Here is a 16666-nt window from a genome sequence, read left to right as displayed (position 1 = left end):
ATCCGAGCAGCTCATCGCTCTGTGTCACGCGTTCCCCACTACCTCTCCCTGGCCCGCAGGTGGGACGCGATGCGATGTGCTCACGCCTTGACCTTTTTCGAACCACGCACAGTCTCTCGCACGACACGGACAACGGTCGTGCTCTCCACGCCGTCAATCGTGCGCGCTTCAAGAATTTCTGGGACGCCGGCGCCCAACTTCTTCAGGGCGCTGCGCGCCTTGCTCACCTCGGCCGCCGCCTGGCGCCCCTTGAGTGCCACCAGCACGCCGCCCTGGAGGAGCAGGGGCATCGTCATCCGACCGAGCCGATCCATCGGGGCGACCGCGCGTGCGGTGACCGCGTCGACCAGAAGCTCGCCGTGCAGTTCCTCGGCCCGGCCTCGGCGAATGGTCACGTTCGACAGCTCGAGCTCCATCACGACCTCCTTGAGCCAGTCGATCCGCCGCTCCATCGGGTCGAGCAGGACCACCTCGACCTCGGGAAGCATGACGGCGAGCACCACGCCGGGCAGTCCTGCGCCCGAACCGACGTCGATCAACCGCCCCTGCGTCGGCAGGAAGGGGACCATCGCGGCGGAGTTCAGCAGGTGACGCTCCCACAGTCGGGAGACCTCGTGCGGGCCGATCAGCCCCCGGAGAACCCCTTGGGATGCGAGCAGCTCGGAGAACTGGGCGAGCACGGGGTACGAGTCCCCGAAGTACTCGATCACCCGGGGTCGCCATCCAGGGGATCCGGGAGCACTGGCTCCAGCGGGACGCCGGCGTCCTGCTCGGCCGGGGAACTGTCAGGTGTGGCCTCGGCCGGATCAGCGGTCTGCGCCGCCGTGGCCATCTGCTCTGCGGACCCATCGTCGATGGTCGACATCGGTGCTCCCTCTAGCTGTGTGTCTGTCAGATCTTGCGTTCGTTCGTGGTGCCTGAGCTCGAGCACTGGTGCGCTCCCCTGGCGTGTTCTGCTTCGTCCAGCCCTGAGCCGGACGATTCTGATCCGCCGATCCGGACGCCGCCGACGTTCTACGTGGTGTCGAGCGCCCCGACGATGTCATGACCGGCCAAGACCGCGTCGCACTGTTTCACGTGAAACCGTCGCGGGTCAGCACGCGCGACGACTGGATGCAGCACCGGCCGCCGATTCCGACCCGTTTCACCGGCTCCACGGCTTCTCCAGGATCGATCCTGCGGGCGAAGCGGCTGGCGGAGAATTCTCTCGGAGGTCGCCTTCTCTGGAGGATCGGCCGCCTTCTGGCGCCTCGATTCGCGCAAACCGACCGGTTGGCGCGATTCACGACCCGATCCGATCACCTGTGTGGCCCGCGCAGACGACCTCTGGATCGCCGATCCGGGGCGGTAGCGAGGGAGGTCACACCCTGGCGAGCTGCGCCGGCCGCGATTCACCAGGTGACCACGCGCACGGCCCGAGCCGCCGACACCGGTTCGCCGTGCGGTGTTTCACGTGAAACACCGCACGACTCCCGGTCGGCCGTCAGGCCGGGCGCACCACAACATGCCGCGACGGCTCGACGCCGTCGGAGTCGCTGACCAGACCCGCGGCGGCAACCGCGTCGTGCACGACCTTGCGCTCGAACGGGTTCATCGCCTCGAGAGCGATCGGCTCGCCGCTCGCCCGCACTGCAGCGATCGCGACCTCGGCAACCTTGACGAGCTCGACCCGACGACCGGCGCGGTAGCCCGCGACGTCGAGCATGAGCCGGCTCCGGTCCCCCGTCTTGGCCTGCACCGCGAGCCGCGTCAGCTCCTGGAGAGCATCGAGCACCTCACCCTCGGGTCCGGCGAGCCGGCGCAGCGAACGCTCCGCGCCCTCCTCGCCGAGAATCTCGACGGCAGCGCGCCCATGGTCGACGTCGATCTCGATGTCGCCGTCGAGATCGGCGATGTCGAGCAGCTCCTCGAGGTAGTCGGCCGCGATCTCGCCTTCCTCCTCCAGACGCTTCGTCGACGTCTCGTCGGCCGGGATCTCCCGGTCAGCGGATGTGGTCATCAGGGCTCCTCGTGAACACCAGTGGTGCCGGCGAACCGGCCGCGGTCACTTCTTCGGCTTGGTGGACGCCGCCGGCGGGGCGTCGTCGCCCGGCGTGGTCGCGGCATCGGGCTGCGCGGGACGCGGCGTCCGCTTCTTGGCGGCACCCGACGCCCCGGTCCCCGTCTTGGCGGTCCCTGTTTTCGGGGTGCCCGTCTTCGGGGTGCCCGACGGCGGCTTGGAGGTGCCGGTCGTCCGCGGTGCCCCAGGAGTACGCGCGGCCCCGGACGTCCGGGGTGCACCGGCGGCCTTCCCGCTGCCCGCGGCCCGCGGGGCGCGGTCCTTCGGGGTGTCGACCGCGGCGGCCGTGCCGTCCGTCAGGCTCGGCTTGGCCCGGGCGCGATCCTTGCGGACCGGCTGCACCCGCTGACCCTTGACCGGCCCGTCGATCACGTCGGTACCGCCACCACCCTCGGGACCCGAGTCGCTGACGATGCCCTTGCGCGCCTGGCGAGCCTTCATGGCGCGTTCCGCCTGGGACCCCGGTGCCGGCATCCGGCGGATCGTGTAGAACTGCTGGCCCATGGACCAGATGTTCGTGGTGGTCCAGTAGATCAGCACACCGATCGGGAAGTTCACGCCCGAGAAGGCGAAGACAAGCGGAAGGACGTAGAGAAGCACCTTCTGCTGCTGAGCCATCTGGCCCTGAAGTGCCGCGGGGGGCATGTTCTTCATCGTCAGCTGTCGCTGCGTGAGGAAGGTCGTCGCAGACATCGCCACGATGAGCGCGATGGTCACGATGCGCGTCGCCATCGGGTCGGCCGACGTCGCGGCCGTCATGAACGTCGAGGACAGCGGCGCGCCGAAGATCGTCGACTGCTCCGCCTGTGCGGCCACCGCGGGGGTCATCGGGCCGATGGGTGCCTGCGTGCCCGCCGCAATGTTGTCCAGGGAGTTGAGCACCCGGAAGAGCGCGAAGAAGATCGGCGACTGAGCCAAGATGGGCAGGCAGGACGAGAACGGGTTCGTCCCGTGCTTCTTGTACAGCGCCATGGTCTCGCGACTCATGGCCTCACGAGATGCCGCGTCGCCCTTGCCCTTGTACTTCTTCTGGATCGCCTGCATCTCGGGCGCCAGCATCTGCATACCGCGCGAAGCCCTGATCTGCTTGAAGAACAGCGGGATCAAGATGATCCGCATCACGATCACGAGAGCGACGATCGACAATCCCCAGGCCAGCCCGGAGGCCGGGTTCAGCCCGATCCAGGTGAGGGCCTGGTGTGCCAGGTACATGAGCCAGGCAACCACCCACTCGATCGGGTAGAGGATTTTGAAGAAGTCCATCGAAGCTGTCCCTCGCGTCGGTCAAAAAATCGTGGCGCCCACTGGCGGGCAGAACCTCAGTGGTCGTGGGCGGCGTGCGGTGATTCCTTGCCCGGCGGAACATCATCGACGCCGCCCGGGTTCCACGGGTTGCAGCGCAGCAACCTCCACGCGGCCAACCTGGCCCCGCGAATAACACCGTGCCGCTGCACCGAGAGCAACGCGTACTGCGAGCACGACGGGTAGAACCTGCAGGTGGAGCCGTACAGCGGCGACACGACGAGTTGATACAGCCGCAACAACGCCACAACGGCGCGGGACGGCAGGGTGATCAGTAGTCGCGACACCTGCGAGAGCCTCGTCGAGGCGCTCGAATTCATGGGATGAATCGCACTCATGCGCGTGCTCGTTGCCGGTCAAGCCTGCGCCGTGCGCCCAACAGAGCCGACTCGAAGTCGCGCGCCAGACCCTCGGAGTCGAGCTCCGACGACCGCGGCAACGCACGAACGACCAGCTGCCCACCCTCGGGAAGCTGGTCGATCCGATGACTCACCACGGCGCGCAGCCTCCGCTTGACGCGGTTTCGCACGACGGCGTTACCTACCGCCTTCGACACGACGAAGCCGACCACGACGGGGCTGTGATCGAACCGGTCGCCTGCGAGGTGCACGACGAGCGAGTCCTTCCCGCTCCGTGCACCACGACGCACCGCCCGCTCGAAATCGGCGGGACGGCGCATCCGGTACGCGGCGGGAAGCACCCGCGCCGGGTCAGGCAGACAGCTCGGCGCGGCCCTTGCGGCGGCGACCCGCAAGGATCGCCCGTCCCGCACGGGTACGCATCCGCAGCCGAAAGCCGTGGGTCTTCGCTCGGCGCCGCACGTTCGGCTGGAAGGTCCGCTTGGTCACGATGTTCTCCAACTAATTCGGGGAAGCGCACCGTCCGAAACGAACGATGCAGGTCTGCTGCCGACCGAGACGACTCGGTGCACACACCGGGCACCTGCGCGACGTGGGGGCACGACGCAGGAGCCGTCAACAGCGGCCGTGCCACGTTACGCCGGACGCGGCCGGTCGGTCAAACCCGCCCGAACGTCGTTCCGAGTCCTCATCCTTCCACTTTCCTGGTCAGCCCTGTGGACATCGGACCGGTTCAGCCCCACGACCTGCTCCTCGCCTGTCACGACCTGTGGAGAAGTATGTGGATCAGATCGAATCGTGGGAGACTGCGGGCCGAACGCGAGATCATCGTCAGCGAGGAAACCACCGTGTCAGGACCAGACGAGAGCGTCACCCAAGTCTGGGACCGGACGGTCGCGGAGATCGAGCAGAGCCCCGACGTCACCCCCCGTCAGTTCGCCTTCGTCAAGCTGGCCCGCCCGCTGGGACTGCTCAACGACACGCTGCTGCTCGCGGTCGGCAACGACCTCACCAAGGACTACCTCGAGTCGCGCGTGCGCACCGAGGTGACCGAGGCCCTGTCCCACGCGCTGGGGCGTGAGGCGCGGTTCGCGATCACGGTCGACTCCGACCTGGAGACCGCGGAGCACACGAGCCTGCGGCCGGCCGCCACGGTGAGCGCGCCGGTCGGCGAGACGACCCACTCCGACGAGGACGACGACGACTACGACGACGAGCCGCTGCAGCCGGCCTACACGCGGCAGCGGTCCAACCACGGCAAGAAGGCGCCCGTCGAGCCGGTCCGCCTCAACCCGAAGTACCTGTTCGAGACCTTTGTCATCGGGGCATCCAACCGCTTCGCTCACGCCGCGGCGGTCGCGGTGGCCGAGGCTCCGGCCAAGGCGTACAACCCGCTTTTCATCTACGGCGACTCGGGGCTCGGCAAGACCCACCTGCTGCACGCCATCGGCCACTACGCGCACAACCTCTACCCGAGCGTGCGCGTGCGGTACGTGAACTCCGAGGAGTTCACCAACGACTTCATCAACTCGATCCGGGACGACAAGGCCGGGGCCTTCCAGCGCCGGTACCGGGACGTCGACGTGCTCCTGGTCGACGATATTCAGTTCCTGCAGGGCAAGGAACAGACGATGGAGGAGTTCTTCCATACGTTCAACACCCTGCACAACGCGAACAAGCAGGTCGTGATCACCTCCGACCTCCCCCCCAAGCAGCTCAACGGGTTTGAGGACCGGATGCGGTCCCGGTTCGAGTGGGGCCTGATCACCGACGTCCAGCCGCCCGACCTCGAGACCCGCATCGCGATCCTGCGCAAGAAGGCCGGCAGCGAACGGCTCCAGGCCCCGGACGACGTGCTCGAGTACATCGCCACCAAGATCTCCGCCAACATCCGCGAGCTCGAGGGCGCGCTGATCCGGGTCACCGCGTTCGCGAACCTCAACCGGCAGCAGGTCGACCGGTCGCTCGCAGAGATCGTGCTCAAGGACCTCATCAGCGACGAGAACGCCGAACAGATCACCTCGTCCACCGTGATAGGTCAGACCGCCTCCTACTTCGGGCTCGCCATCGAGGATCTCTGCGGCCCGTCCCGGTCGAGGGTGCTCGTCACCGCACGCCAGATCGCGATGTACCTGTGCCGCGAGCTCACCGACATGTCTCTGCCGAAGATCGGCCAGGCATTCGGGAACCGCGACCACACGACCGTCATGCACGCCAACCGCAAGATCCGCGAGCAGATGGCTGAGCGTCGATCGACCTACAACCAAGTCACCGAGCTCACCAGCAGGATCAAGCAGCAGCGCCGCGGCTGAGGCCGCCCAGACCGCCTTCCAGCTCGTGGGACCCGACCTGTGCGCGGGTCCGCAGTCATGCCCAAATCCCTCGCCTGAGGCGATTTTGCACACCTGTGCATATCTCTGTGGACGACGGTGGACGACACCCCAGAACCATGTGGACGAACAACAAGAATCCGTGGACGCCCGTCAGTGCCTCCGCCGTCATCCACCGGACCGAACGACAAGACCCCCGCCGGTCCCCCGTGACTTCCACATCCTTCAACCGGCGGTGACCTGCAATTTTGTAGTTCGTCCACACAGTGCACAGAGGCGATGACAACGACGAACTTGTTCTTCAGCAGCAATCCACAACGCCTTCATCACGCCAAACGACAGCCTCGACCCTCTGACCTCCTGGCTCCGAACTATCGGTACCCGACGACCGGAACACTCGCGTACTGTTCACACGAAACTCACGAAATCTCAACGAGGCATGACGTCGCGAGACGCGACAAAAGGGGCGAGTGATGAAGTTCAGGGTCGAACGTGATGTCCTGGCAGAGGCCGTCACCTGGACTGCACGGTCCCTGCCGACCAGACCGCCCGTGCCGGTACTTGCCGGTGTGCGGATCGAGGCGGACGCCAGCGGCGTGCTGCACCTGTCGAGCTTCGACTACGAGGTCTCGGCCCGCTCTGAGATCCCCGCGGACGTGTCCGAGCCCGGGGTCGTGCTCGTCTCGGGTCGTCTGCTCGCCGAGATCTCCCGGGCCTTGCCCGCCAAGCCCGTCGATGTCGTCCTCGAGGGCACCAAAGTGACCGTGACCTGCGGCGCGAGCCGCTTCACGCTGCTCACGATGCCGGTTGAGGACTACCCCGCGCTCCCCGTCATGCCCGAGATCACGGGCTCGATCGACGGCGACCAGCTCACGCAGGCCGTCGCCCAGGTCACCGTCGCGGCGAGCCGTGACGACACGCTTCCGCTGCTCACCGCGGTGCGGATGGAGATCGAGGGCGAGAAGATCACGCTCCTCGCGACCGACCGCTACCGGCTCGCCCTGCGGGAGCTCACCTGGAAGCCGGCATCCCCGGACGTCTCGACGGTCGCGCTCGTTCGCGCCAAGACCCTCTCTGACGCTGCCAAGTCGCTCGGCGGAGCGGCTCAGGTCAACGTCGCACTGGCCACCGGCGTCGGGGTCGATCTCATCGGGTTCGAGGCCGGCGGACGCCACACGACCTCGCTCCTGGTCGACGGCGACTACCCGGCCGTGCGTCGGCTCTTCCCGGACGAGACGCCCATCCACGCCGTCGTCGAGACCCAGGCCCTGTCCGACGCCGCCAAGCGCGTCGCCCTCGTGGCAGAGCGCAACACGCCCATCCGGTTGTCGTTCTCGGCCGGTCAGGTCGTCCTGGACGCTGGTCAGGGTGATGACGCTCAGGCGTCCGAGGCCCTCGAGGCCGCCCTGGTGGGCGATGACATCTCTGTCGCGTTCAACCCTCAGTTCCTGCTCGACGGTCTCGGGGCGCTCAACACGCCGTTCGTGCGCCTGTCGTTCACGCATCCGAACAAGCCGGTCGAGTTCACCGGTCAGCGCGCGCTGGATGGTGACGACAGCCGGGAGTATCGGTACCTGCTCGTCCCGATCCGTTTTGCCAGCTGACGAAGGAGCACCGCACCATGCAGATCGGGCTCGTAGGGCTGGGCAAGATGGGCGCGAACATGGGGTTGCGCCTGCGCACCGCGGGGATCGCCGTCACGGGGTACGACCGCAACCCGGCCGTCTCCGACGTCCCGTCCCTCGCCGGGCTGGTCGACGCGCTCCCCGCGGGCGAGCGGATCGTCTGGGTCATGGTCCCCGCCGGCGCGGTGACGCACGCGGTGGTCGAGGAGCTGGCCGGGCTGCTCGTCGCCGGTGACATCGTCATCGACGGCGGCAACTCGCACTTCACCGACGACGCCGGCCATGCCGAGACCCTCGCGGCGCACGGCATCGGCTACCTCGACGTCGGCGTCTCCGGCGGGGTGTGGGGGTTGGCGAACGGGTACGGCCTGATGGTCGGCGGCGACGTCGCGCACGTCGAGGCCGTCATGCCCGTGTTCGACGCCCTCCGGCCGCCCGGTCCGCGGGACGAGGGCTTCGTGCATGCGGGGGGCGTCGGCGCCGGGCACTACGCGAAGATGGTCCACAACGGCATCGAGTACGGGCTGATGCAGGCCTACGCCGAGGGCTACGAGCTTCTCGGCGCGAATGGCCTGGTCACGGATGTGACCGGCACCCTCAAGGCATGGACCCGCGGCACCGTGGTGCGGTCCTGGCTGCTCGACCTGCTCGTCAAGGCGCTCGAGGAAGACCCGGCCCTCGGGGACATCAGCGACTGGGTCGAGGACTCGGGTGAGGGTCGCTGGACCGTGGACGCGGCCATCGACGCCGCCGTCCCGCTCCCGGTGATCTCCGCCGCGTTGTTCGCGCGATTCGCCTCCCGCCAGGACGACTCCCCCGCGATGAAGGTCGTGGCTGCCCTGCGTCAGCAGTTCGGTGGTCACGCGGTGAAGTCGTCCACGCAGCCTTCCTGAGCTGCGTCCTTCCGCTCTTGGTCTGATCGACCGCGATCCCAGAGAGGGGCCGAGCACATGTACGTCTCGCACCTCTCCCTCACGGATTTCCGGTCGTATGAGTCGGTTGACCTCGAGCTCGACCGGGGAGTGACCGCACTCGTCGGACCGAACGGCCAGGGCAAGACCAACCTGGCCGAGGCGCTCAACTACGTCGCCACCCTGGGCAGCCACCGCGTCCCGTCCGACGTGGCGCTGATCCGGTCCGGTGCAGCGCGGGCGGTCGTCCGGGCCCGCGTGGTGCGCGACGACCGGGCGCGGCTCGTCGAGATCGAGATCACCACGGGCAAGGCGAACCGCGCCCGGATCAACCGCTCCCCCGTCCCTCGGGTGCGCGACGTGCTCGGGATCCTGCGCACCGTGATGTTCGCGCCGGAGGACCTCGCCCTGGTCAAGGGCGATCCCGATGGCCGACGGCGTTTTCTCGACGAGCTCGCGGTGCTCGTCACCCCGCGGATGGCGGGCGTCCTGAGCGACTACGACCGTGTCCTGCGGCAACGCAGCGCGCTGCTCAAGACCGCCGGCGCGGCCATGCGCGGGTCCCGTGGCGGAGCCGACCTGCGGACGTTGGACATCTGGGACGCCAAGCTCGCGGAGGCCGGTGCGCAGATCATGGCCACCCGCCAGGCGCTGGTCGGGGCGTTGCACCCGCACGTCTGTCAGGCATACGAGCAGGTCAGCGGTGGTCAGGGTGCCGCTCGCGTCACCTACCGCTCCTCGCTCGACGCGGCCTTCCCGGTCGAGACCGACGGGATCGGCTCGGGCAAGGACGGTGCCGGAACCGGGGACGTCACCGCGGGGGATGATACCGCGGGCGCGGCGGGCAGGGCGGTCATGCCGGGTGTCCACCTGCTCGAGGCGCGGCTCGTGGATGCGATGGGACGGCTGCGCAGCAAGGAGATCGAGCGCGGGGTCTGCCTGGTCGGGCCGCACAGGGACGACCTCGTGCTCGAGCTCGGCGACCTGCCGGCGAAGGGGTACGCGAGCCACGGCGAGTCGTGGTCGCTCGCGCTGGCGCTGCGGCTCGCGTCCTACCGCCTGCTCACCGAGGCCGACGGCCCCGACTGGGTGACCGACTGGGGCGCCGACGGCGAGCCCGTCCTCGTGCTCGACGACGTCTTCGCCGAGCTGGACGGCCGCCGTCGCGATCGGCTCGCCACCCTCGTGTCCGGGGCAGGTCAGGTGATCGTGACGGCCGCCGTCCCCAGCGACGTCCCCGAACAGCTCGCGGGGGCGCGGATCGACGTGCTGGGTGGGCAGGTGACCCGTGTCCGCTGAGAAGCACGCTCCGCGGAAGAGGTCGGTCGCGAAGAAGTCCGCCGACAAGCGGTCCACGGAGCAGCAGCACGCGCCCGGGGCACCGGACGGGTCCGAGACGAACTCCGCACCGGGCGAGGTTCCCGCGGTGGAGACGGCCGCCGGCACGCCGGCCACCCCGCCGGAAGGCGCCCCCGTCGGTGATCGGGTCGCTCTCACGCCGCCGGCCGAGATGGCCCGCGCCGCACTCAACCGGGCCAAGGCAGGCGCGGCTGCGCGCGGTATCCGCCCAGGTCAGCAGCCTCGCCGACGCTCGCCGATCGAACCGCTGCGCGGCGCTCCGGGCAAGGACGGCCGCGACCCGCGCCTCGTCGCGGACACGCTGGCGGCGCTCGTGCGCGACCGCGGCTGGTCGCAGGACGTGTCCGTCGGCGGAGTGATCGGCCGGTGGCGGGACGTCGTCGGCGACCAGGTGGCGGACCACTGCACCCCCGAGACGTTCGAGGACGGCGTCCTGCTGGTCCGGACGGACTCGACGAGCTGGGCGACGAACCTCAAGATGCTCGCGCCGCAGCTGCTCCGTCGCCTGGCCGACGACGTCGGCGACGACGTCGTGCGTGAGGTCCGGGTCCTGGGACCGGCCGGGCCGGGGTTCAAACGAGGTCCGCGATCGGTTCCTGGGCGCGGTCCGCGAGACACCTTCGGCTGAGCCGGCTAGAAGCGGGGTCTCGGCATGCGGCACAGGTAGACTGGGAAGGTCATTCCTGGTGCGCCTGTGCCTGGAACTTCAGCACCCGGGAGTGATCCGGCCCATCGGCTCGGTCCGTCCGCGTGTGCGAGAACTTGAGGAGTACCCCCGCCCGTGGCCGACCAGAGCCCCACCAACGGTGCCAGCGCGACGACGGATGGTAGCTACAACGCCAGTGCCATCACCGTGCTCGAAGGTCTCGAGGCCGTTCGCAAGCGTCCCGGAATGTACATCGGTTCGACCGGCGAGCGGGGCCTGCACCACCTGGTGTACGAGGTCGTCGACAACTCCGTCGACGAGGCGCTGGCCGGCTACTGCGACCACATCGAGGTGACCCTGCTCGCCGACGGTGGCGTGCGGGTCGTCGACAACGGCCGCGGGATCCCCGTCGGCATCGTCGCGAGCGAGGGCAAGTCGGCCGTCGAGGTCGTGCTCACCGTGCTGCACGCGGGCGGGAAGTTCGGCGGGACCGGCTACGCGGTGTCGGGTGGGCTGCACGGCGTCGGCGTCTCGGTCGTCAACGCGCTCAGCTCCACCCTCGAGGTCGAGGTGCGCCGGCAGGGTTCGGTCTGGCGCCAAGCCTTCGCCGACGGCGTCCCGCAGGCGTCGCTCGCGCAGGGTGAGGACTCGGACGACACCGGCACGACCGTGACGTTCTGGGCCAGCGACGTGATCTTCGAGACCACGACCTATGACTTCGAGACGCTCCGCACGCGCTTCCAGCAGATGGCCTTCCTCAACAAGGGCCTGCAGATCTCCCTCACGGACGAGCGTCCGAGCCACACGGGCACCGATGATGAGGTCGTCGGGGCGACCGAGGCCGACGCCGCCGAGCCGGTGGCCTACCGCACGGTGACCTACAAGTACGACGGCGGCCTCGTCGACTACGTGCGGCACCTCAACTCGGCGAAGAAGGTCGAGCTGATCCACCCGGAGATCATCGACTTCGAGTCGGAGGACACCGAGCGCCGGCTGTCGCTCGAGATCGCGCTGCAGTGGACGGGTGCGTACACCGAGTCGGTGCACACGTACGCGAACACGATCGCCACGACCGAGGGCGGCACGCACGAAGAGGGCTTCCGTGCCGCGATGACCTCCCTGATCAACCGCTACGCGCGCGAGAAGGGCATCATCAAGGACAAGGACGACAACCTCACCGGGGACGACATCCGGGAGGGCCTGACCGCCGTCATCTCGATCAAGCTCGGCGAGCCGCAGTTCGAGGGCCAGACCAAGACGAAGCTCGGCAACACCGAGGCCAAGACGTTCGTCCAGCGGGTCGTCAACGACCAGCTCGGCGACTGGCTCGGCAGCCACCCGAACGAGGCGCGCGACGTCATCCGCAAGTCGATCCAGGCCTCGCAGGCTCGGATGGCAGCCCGCAAGGCGCGCGAGGCGACCCGACGCAAGGGCCTGCTCGAGTCCGGCGGCATGCCCGGCAAGCTGCGGGACTGCCAGTCGAACAAGCCCGAAGAGTGCGAGGTCTTCATCGTCGAGGGTGACTCAGCCGGTGGTTCCGCGGTCCGCGGGCGCAACCCGCGCACGCAGGCGATCCTCCCCATCCGCGGGAAGATCCTCAACGTCGAGCGCGCCCGGCTCGACCGCGCGCTGGGCAACCAGGAGGTCCAGGCGCTGATCACGGCGTTCGGTACCGGCATCGGCGAGGACTTCGACCTGGCCAAGCTGCGCTACCACAAGATCGTGCTGATGGCCGATGCGGACGTCGACGGCCAGCACATCTGCACGCTGCTGCTCACGCTGCTCTTCCGGTACATGCGCCCGCTGATCGAGCACGGTCACGTGTTCCTCGCGCAGCCCCCGCTGTACCGGATCAAGTGGACCAACGCCGAGGACGACTACGTCTACTCGGACCGCGAGAAGGAAGCCTTCCTCGTCGCGGGCCAGGCAGCCGGCAAGCGCATCCCCAAGGACGCCGGCATCCAGCGGTACAAGGGCCTCGGTGAGATGGACTACTCCGAGCTGTGGTCCACGACCATGGACCCCGAGCAGCGCACGCTGCTCCAGGTCACCATGGACGACGCCGCGGCCGCCGACGAGATCTTCGCGATCCTCATGGGCGAGGACGTCGAGTCCCGCCGGTCGTTCATCCAGCGCAACGCCAAGGATGTGCGGTTCCTCGACATCTGACCCAGCTGCAGGGCGCTTTCACACCTGCAGATCAGCACGGAAACACCCCAGCGGTGGCACGCCGGCGGCGCGAGAGCGTCGTCCATGCGGGTCCCGCCCGAAAGACGAGGTAGACGGTGACCGATCAGACTCCCGAGCACGACGCGGCCGAGATTGCGGCAGACGAGGCCGAGGTGGCCGCGGCCCTCGCCATGCACGGCCGCATCGAGCAGGTGGACCTGCAGCTCGAGATGCAGCGGTCCTACCTCGACTACGCGATGAGCGTGATCGTCGGGCGCGCGCTGCCCGACGTGCGCGACGGGCTCAAGCCCGTGCACAAGCGCGTGCTCTACGCGATGTACGACGGCGGCTACCGCCCCGACCGCGGTTTCAACAAGTGCTCGCGCGTCGTCGGCGACGTCATGGGCAAGTACCACCCCCACGGTGACTCCTCGATCTACGACGCCCTCGTCCGGCTCGTCCAGGACTGGTCGATGCGCTACCCGCTGGTGGCGGGCCAGGGCAACTTCGGCTCCCCCGGCAACGACCCGGCCGCCGCGCCGCGGTACACCGAGTGCCGCATGGCCCCGCTCGCCATGGAGATGGTGCGTGACATCGACGAGGGCACCGTCGACTTCCGCGACAACTACGACGGCAAGAACCAGGAGCCGGTCGTCCTGCCGTCGCGCTTCCCCAACCTGCTCGCGAACGGCAGCGCCGGGATCGCCGTCGGCATGGCCACGAACATCCCGCCGCACAACCTCCGCGAGATCGCCGAGGGTGTGATGTGGCACCTCGAGAACCCGGACGCGACCAAGGAGGAGCTGCTCACCGCCCTCATCGCGCGGATCAAGGGCCCTGACTTCCCCACCGGCGCGACGATCCTCGGCCACCAAGGCATCGAGGACGCGTACCGCACGGGCCGCGGCTCGATCACGATGCGCGCCGTCGTCAACGTCGAGGAGATCCAGAACCGGATCTGCCTGGTCATCACCGAGCTGCCGTACCAGGTCAACCCCGACAACCTCGCGCTGAAGATCGCCGAGCTGGTCAAGGACGGCCGCATGCAGGGCATCGCGGACATCCGCGACGAGACGTCGGGCCGCACCGGCCAGCGGCTCGTGATCGTGCTCAAGCGCGACGCCGTCGCCAAGGTCGTGCTGAACAACCTCTACAAGCACACCCAGCTGCAGGACAACTTCTCGGCGAACATGCTGGCCCTCGTCGACGACGTCCCCCGCACACTCAGCCTCGACGCGTTCATCCGGCACTGGGTCACCCACCAGCTCGACGTCATCGTGCGCCGCACGAAGTTCCGGCTGCGCAAGGCGCAGGAGCAGGCGCACATCCTGCTCGGCTACCTCAAGGCCCTCGACCAGCTCGACGCAGTGATCGCGCTGATCCGGAGCTCGCCGAACGTGGATGCGGCCCGCATCGGCCTGATGGGGCTGCTCGACGTCGACGAGGACCAGGCCACGGCCATCCTCAACCTCCAGCTGCGTCGCCTCGCGGCGATGGAGCGCCAGAAGATCACCGACGACTACGACGAGCTGCAGCGCAAGATCACCGACTACGAGTCGATCCTCGCCTCACCCCAGCGGCAGCGGGACATCGTCGGCTCGGAGCTCATGGAGATCGTCGACAAGCACGGCGACGACCGCCGCACCGTCATCCTGCCGTTCGGCGGCGAGGTCTCCATGGAGGACCTCATCGCCGAGGAGGAGATGGTCGTCACCATCACCCGCGGCGGGTACGCCAAGCGCACCCGGAGCGACAACTACCGCCAGCAGAAGCGCGGCGGCAAGGGCGTGCGTGGGGCGCAGCTGCGCGAGGACGACATCGTCGACCACTTCTTCGTCACCACGACGCACCACTGGCTGTTGTTCTTCACGAACCTCGGCCGGGTCTACCGCGCCAAGGCGTACGAGCTGCCCGAGGCCGGCCGCGACGCCAAGGGTCAGCACGTGGCGAACTTGCTCGCGTTCCAGCCGGACGAGAAGATCGCCCAGGTGCTCGACCTGCGCGACTACGACCACGCCGAGTACCTGGTGCTGGCCACCCGGCGCGGGTTGGTCAAGAAGACGCGCCTGAGCGAGTACGACTCGAACCGCACGGGCGGGGTCATCGCGATCAACCTGCGCGAGAACGACGAGGGGGTCCATGACGAGCTCGTGTCGGCCCGTCTCGTGGACTCGACGGACGACCTGATCCTCGTCTCGCGCAAGGGGCAGTCGATCCGGTTCACCGCGAGCGACGAGGCGATGCGCCCGCTCGGTCGGGCGACGTCGGGCGTCACGGGCATGAAGTTCCGTGCCCACGACGAGCTGCTGTCGATGGACGTCGTCCGTCCGGGGTCCGACCTGTTCGTGGTCACCGAGGGTGGCTTCGCCAAGCGCACCTCGGTCGACGAGTACCGGGTGCAGGGCCGCGGTGGGCTCGGGATCAAGGTCGCCAACCTGGTCGAGGCGCGCGGTGACCTGGTCGGCGCGTTGATCTCTGACGAGGACGACGAGGTGCTGGTGATCATGGAGCGGGGCAAGATCGTTCGCTCCGCCGTGAACGAGGTCACATCGACGGGTCGCAACACCCAGGGTGTGACCTTCGCGAGGCCCGACAAGGGTGACCGCATCATCGGGATCGCCCGCAACAACGAGCGACAGTTGAGCGATGATGCCGCTACCGTGGTCGGCGAGCAGGGAACGGCCGACGATGACCTCGACGCTGATGGTGTCAGCGACATCTCCGAGGTGACCGCAGGCGAGTCGGCAGCCGTCACGAGCGAGGGAGAGGAATGAGCAGCGATCGACCGATCCCGCCCTCGATCCCCCCGCGCAAGGGTCCGGGCCGGTCTGGCCCGCGGCCCTCGACGGCGCCCCCGCGCGTCGTGACGCCGTCGCAGCACGAGCCGTCCCAGTTCGAGCCGTCTCGGCACGAGCCCTCGACGTCGACGCCCGCGTCGGTTCCCGTGGTGGAGTCGGCAGCGGTCTTCGAGCCGCGGCCGGCCGAGCCGCGGCCGGTTGCCCCTAAGCCGGCGTCCTCGACGCCGACGCCTCCGAAGGCGTCGCCCTCGAAGCCGGCCCCCGGGACGCAGGCGGAGCCGAAGCGTGACTCCGGGAGGCCGACGGTCGCGCCGTCACCAGGTCCCGTGGTGCCACCCGCCCTGGCGCACCTGGCAGCCCCCACAGCGCCCGCGGCCCCCCTCCCGGTCGACGGGGAGGCGTCCGCGGTTCCGGTCGCCTCAGTGGTCACGGAGGCCTTGTCGAAGGCTTTCCGGCGTGCCTCGACGGCTGTGGCGGGTGCCACCGCCGCCGTGGGCGCCGAGTTCACCCGCATCACCAAGCCCAGCACGGACACCGACGGTTCACCGTCGCTCTCACCGAAGGCGGATCCGACCATCGCTGCTACCGAAACCCACGCCGCGGCGGGTTCCCCCCGAACGTCCGCGGCGTCGTCCCCGACCCCCTCGGTCCGGACCACCGCGAGCTCAGGGATGCCGACGCCGTCGGCCGCGCGGGACGGTGCGCCGCGTCGGGTTCGGCTCGCGGTCTCCCGGATCGACCCGTGGTCCGTCATGAAGCTGGCGTTCCTGCTCTCGGTCGCGATCGGCATCATGATCGTGGTCGCGGCCGCGGTGGTGTGGTTCATCCTGGACGGCCTCGCCGTGTTCACCAAGGCGAACGACATGATCACCGAGATCGCCGGGGCGGAGTCGTCCCTCAACATCCTCAAGTACGTCGAGTTCAGCCGGGTCGTCTCCGGCGCGACCGTGATCGCCGTGGTCGACGTCGTCCTGCTCACGGCCCTGTCGACGATCGGCGCGTTCCTGTACAACATCACGGCCGCGCTCGTCGGTGGCGTGAACCTCACGCTCACCGACGACTGACAACACGCACGGCCACGGCGTGGTGCGGCGAGGGTTTGGGTGCC

Annotated in this window: 16 protein-coding genes; 8 read left to right on the top strand and 8 right to left on the bottom strand. The window is 68.7% G+C overall.

Annotated features, from left to right (window positions below; genetic code table 11):
* Positions 1–80 precede the first annotated feature (80 nt).
* The 7 genes from rsmG to rpmH all read right to left on the bottom strand — a co-directional run bounded on the left by rsmG (position 81) and on the right by rpmH (position 4209).
* Positions 81–710, bottom strand: a complete 630-nt coding sequence (gene rsmG, locus VTA80_RS09275; protein WP_407345151.1) for a 16S rRNA (guanine(527)-N(7))-methyltransferase RsmG — start codon at positions 708–710, stop codon at positions 81–83.
* Entirely contained in the window at positions 707–865 is a 159-nt protein-coding gene (locus VTA80_RS09270; RefSeq protein WP_407345150.1) for a hypothetical protein, read from the bottom strand. Before VTA80_RS09270 ends, rsmG begins: the two co-directional genes overlap by 4 nt.
* Before the next feature lie 618 nt (positions 866–1483).
* Positions 1484–1999 carry a protein jag gene (locus tag VTA80_RS09265; protein ID WP_407345148.1) on the bottom strand — a complete coding sequence of 172 codons (516 nt, stop codon included), beginning with the start codon at positions 1997–1999 and terminating at the stop codon, positions 1484–1486.
* A 45-nt stretch (positions 2000–2044) separates the two neighbouring features.
* Positions 2045–3322 carry a membrane protein insertase YidC gene (gene yidC / locus VTA80_RS09260; RefSeq protein ID WP_407345146.1) on the bottom strand — a complete coding sequence of 426 codons (1278 nt, stop codon included), beginning with the start codon at positions 3320–3322 and terminating at the stop codon, positions 2045–2047.
* 56 nt (positions 3323–3378) lie between these two features.
* A complete protein-coding gene (gene yidD / locus VTA80_RS09255; protein ID WP_407345144.1) occupies positions 3379–3648 on the bottom strand; it encodes a membrane protein insertion efficiency factor YidD in 270 nt (89 codons plus the stop codon).
* 47 nt (positions 3649–3695) lie between these two features.
* A complete protein-coding gene (rnpA, locus tag VTA80_RS09250; RefSeq protein ID WP_407345142.1) occupies positions 3696–4061 on the bottom strand; it encodes a ribonuclease P protein component in 366 nt (121 codons plus the stop codon).
* A 10-nt stretch (positions 4062–4071) separates the two neighbouring features.
* Entirely contained in the window at positions 4072–4209 is a 138-nt protein-coding gene (gene rpmH, locus VTA80_RS09245; protein ID WP_130101797.1) for a 50S ribosomal protein L34, read from the bottom strand.
* A gap of 359 nt (positions 4210–4568) precedes the next feature.
* Between rpmH and dnaA the strand changes: the two genes are divergently transcribed.
* The 7 genes from dnaA (at position 4569) to gyrA (ending at position 15534) form a co-directional block, all read left to right on the top strand.
* Positions 4569–6032, top strand: coding sequence for a chromosomal replication initiator protein DnaA (dnaA, locus tag VTA80_RS09240; protein WP_407345140.1), 1464 nt, complete (start codon positions 4569–4571; stop codon positions 6030–6032).
* A gap of 491 nt (positions 6033–6523) precedes the next feature.
* Positions 6524–7654, top strand: a complete 1131-nt coding sequence (dnaN, locus tag VTA80_RS09235) for a DNA polymerase III subunit beta (protein WP_407345138.1) — start codon at positions 6524–6526, stop codon at positions 7652–7654.
* 17 nt (positions 7655–7671) lie between these two features.
* Positions 7672–8568 carry a phosphogluconate dehydrogenase (NAD(+)-dependent, decarboxylating) gene (gnd, locus tag VTA80_RS09230; RefSeq protein WP_407345136.1) on the top strand — a complete coding sequence of 299 codons (897 nt, stop codon included), beginning with the start codon at positions 7672–7674 and terminating at the stop codon, positions 8566–8568.
* 57 nt (positions 8569–8625) lie between these two features.
* Positions 8626–9885 carry a DNA replication/repair protein RecF gene (gene recF, locus VTA80_RS09225; RefSeq protein WP_407345134.1) on the top strand — a complete coding sequence of 420 codons (1260 nt, stop codon included), beginning with the start codon at positions 8626–8628 and terminating at the stop codon, positions 9883–9885.
* Positions 9875–10573, top strand: coding sequence for a DUF721 domain-containing protein (locus VTA80_RS09220; RefSeq protein ID WP_407345133.1), 699 nt, complete (start codon positions 9875–9877; stop codon positions 10571–10573). Before recF ends, VTA80_RS09220 begins: the two co-directional genes overlap by 11 nt.
* A gap of 153 nt (positions 10574–10726) precedes the next feature.
* Entirely contained in the window at positions 10727–12760 is a 2034-nt protein-coding gene (gene gyrB / locus VTA80_RS09215) for a DNA topoisomerase (ATP-hydrolyzing) subunit B (RefSeq protein ID WP_407345131.1), read from the top strand.
* Positions 12761–12876: 116 nt separating this feature from the next.
* Complete coding sequence (gene gyrA, locus VTA80_RS09210; RefSeq protein WP_407345129.1) at positions 12877–15534, top strand: DNA gyrase subunit A; 2658 nt, start codon at positions 12877–12879, stop codon at positions 15532–15534.
* Here gyrA and VTA80_RS09205 read toward each other — a convergent pair.
* Entirely contained in the window at positions 15512–16312 is an 801-nt protein-coding gene (locus VTA80_RS09205) for a hypothetical protein (protein WP_407345128.1), read from the bottom strand. The two genes, gyrA and VTA80_RS09205, sit on opposite strands and share 23 nt — an antisense overlap.
* Between VTA80_RS09205 and VTA80_RS09200 the strand changes: the two genes are divergently transcribed.
* Positions 16311–16622, top strand: coding sequence for a DUF3566 domain-containing protein (locus tag VTA80_RS09200; RefSeq protein ID WP_407345126.1), 312 nt, complete (start codon positions 16311–16313; stop codon positions 16620–16622). The genes VTA80_RS09205 and VTA80_RS09200 overlap by 2 nt on opposite strands.
* The last annotated feature ends 44 nt before the right edge of the window (positions 16623–16666 follow it).

The organism is Pengzhenrongella phosphoraccumulans, from assembly GCF_045689905.1.
Classification (GTDB): Bacteria; Actinomycetota; Actinomycetes; order Actinomycetales; family Cellulomonadaceae; genus Pengzhenrongella; species Pengzhenrongella phosphoraccumulans.
This window is presented reverse-complemented; position numbering and strand designations above follow the sequence as displayed.

Bases quoted from the DNA above. Each gene is read 5' to 3' on its own strand.
- VTA80_RS09270 (WP_407345150.1), bottom strand. From the start codon at position 865: ATGTCGACCATCGACGATGGGTCCGCAGAGCAGATGGCCACGGCGGCG.
- VTA80_RS09265 (WP_407345148.1), bottom strand. From the start codon at position 1,999: ATGACCACATCCGCTGACCGGGAGATCCCGGCCGACGAGACGTCGACG.
- yidC (WP_407345146.1), bottom strand. From the start codon at position 3,322: ATGGACTTCTTCAAAATCCTCTACCCGATCGAGTGGGTGGTTGCCTGG.
- dnaN (WP_407345138.1), top strand. From the start codon at position 6,524: ATGAAGTTCAGGGTCGAACGTGATGTCCTGGCAGAGGCCGTCACCTGG.
- gnd (WP_407345136.1), top strand. From the start codon at position 7,672: ATGCAGATCGGGCTCGTAGGGCTGGGCAAGATGGGCGCGAACATGGGG.
- recF (WP_407345134.1), top strand. From the start codon at position 8,626: ATGTACGTCTCGCACCTCTCCCTCACGGATTTCCGGTCGTATGAGTCG.
- VTA80_RS09200 (WP_407345126.1), top strand. From the start codon at position 16,311: ATGAAGCTGGCGTTCCTGCTCTCGGTCGCGATCGGCATCATGATCGTG.
- VTA80_RS09205 (WP_407345128.1), bottom strand. From the start codon at position 16,312: ATGACGGACCACGGGTCGATCCGGGAGACCGCGAGCCGAACCCGACGC.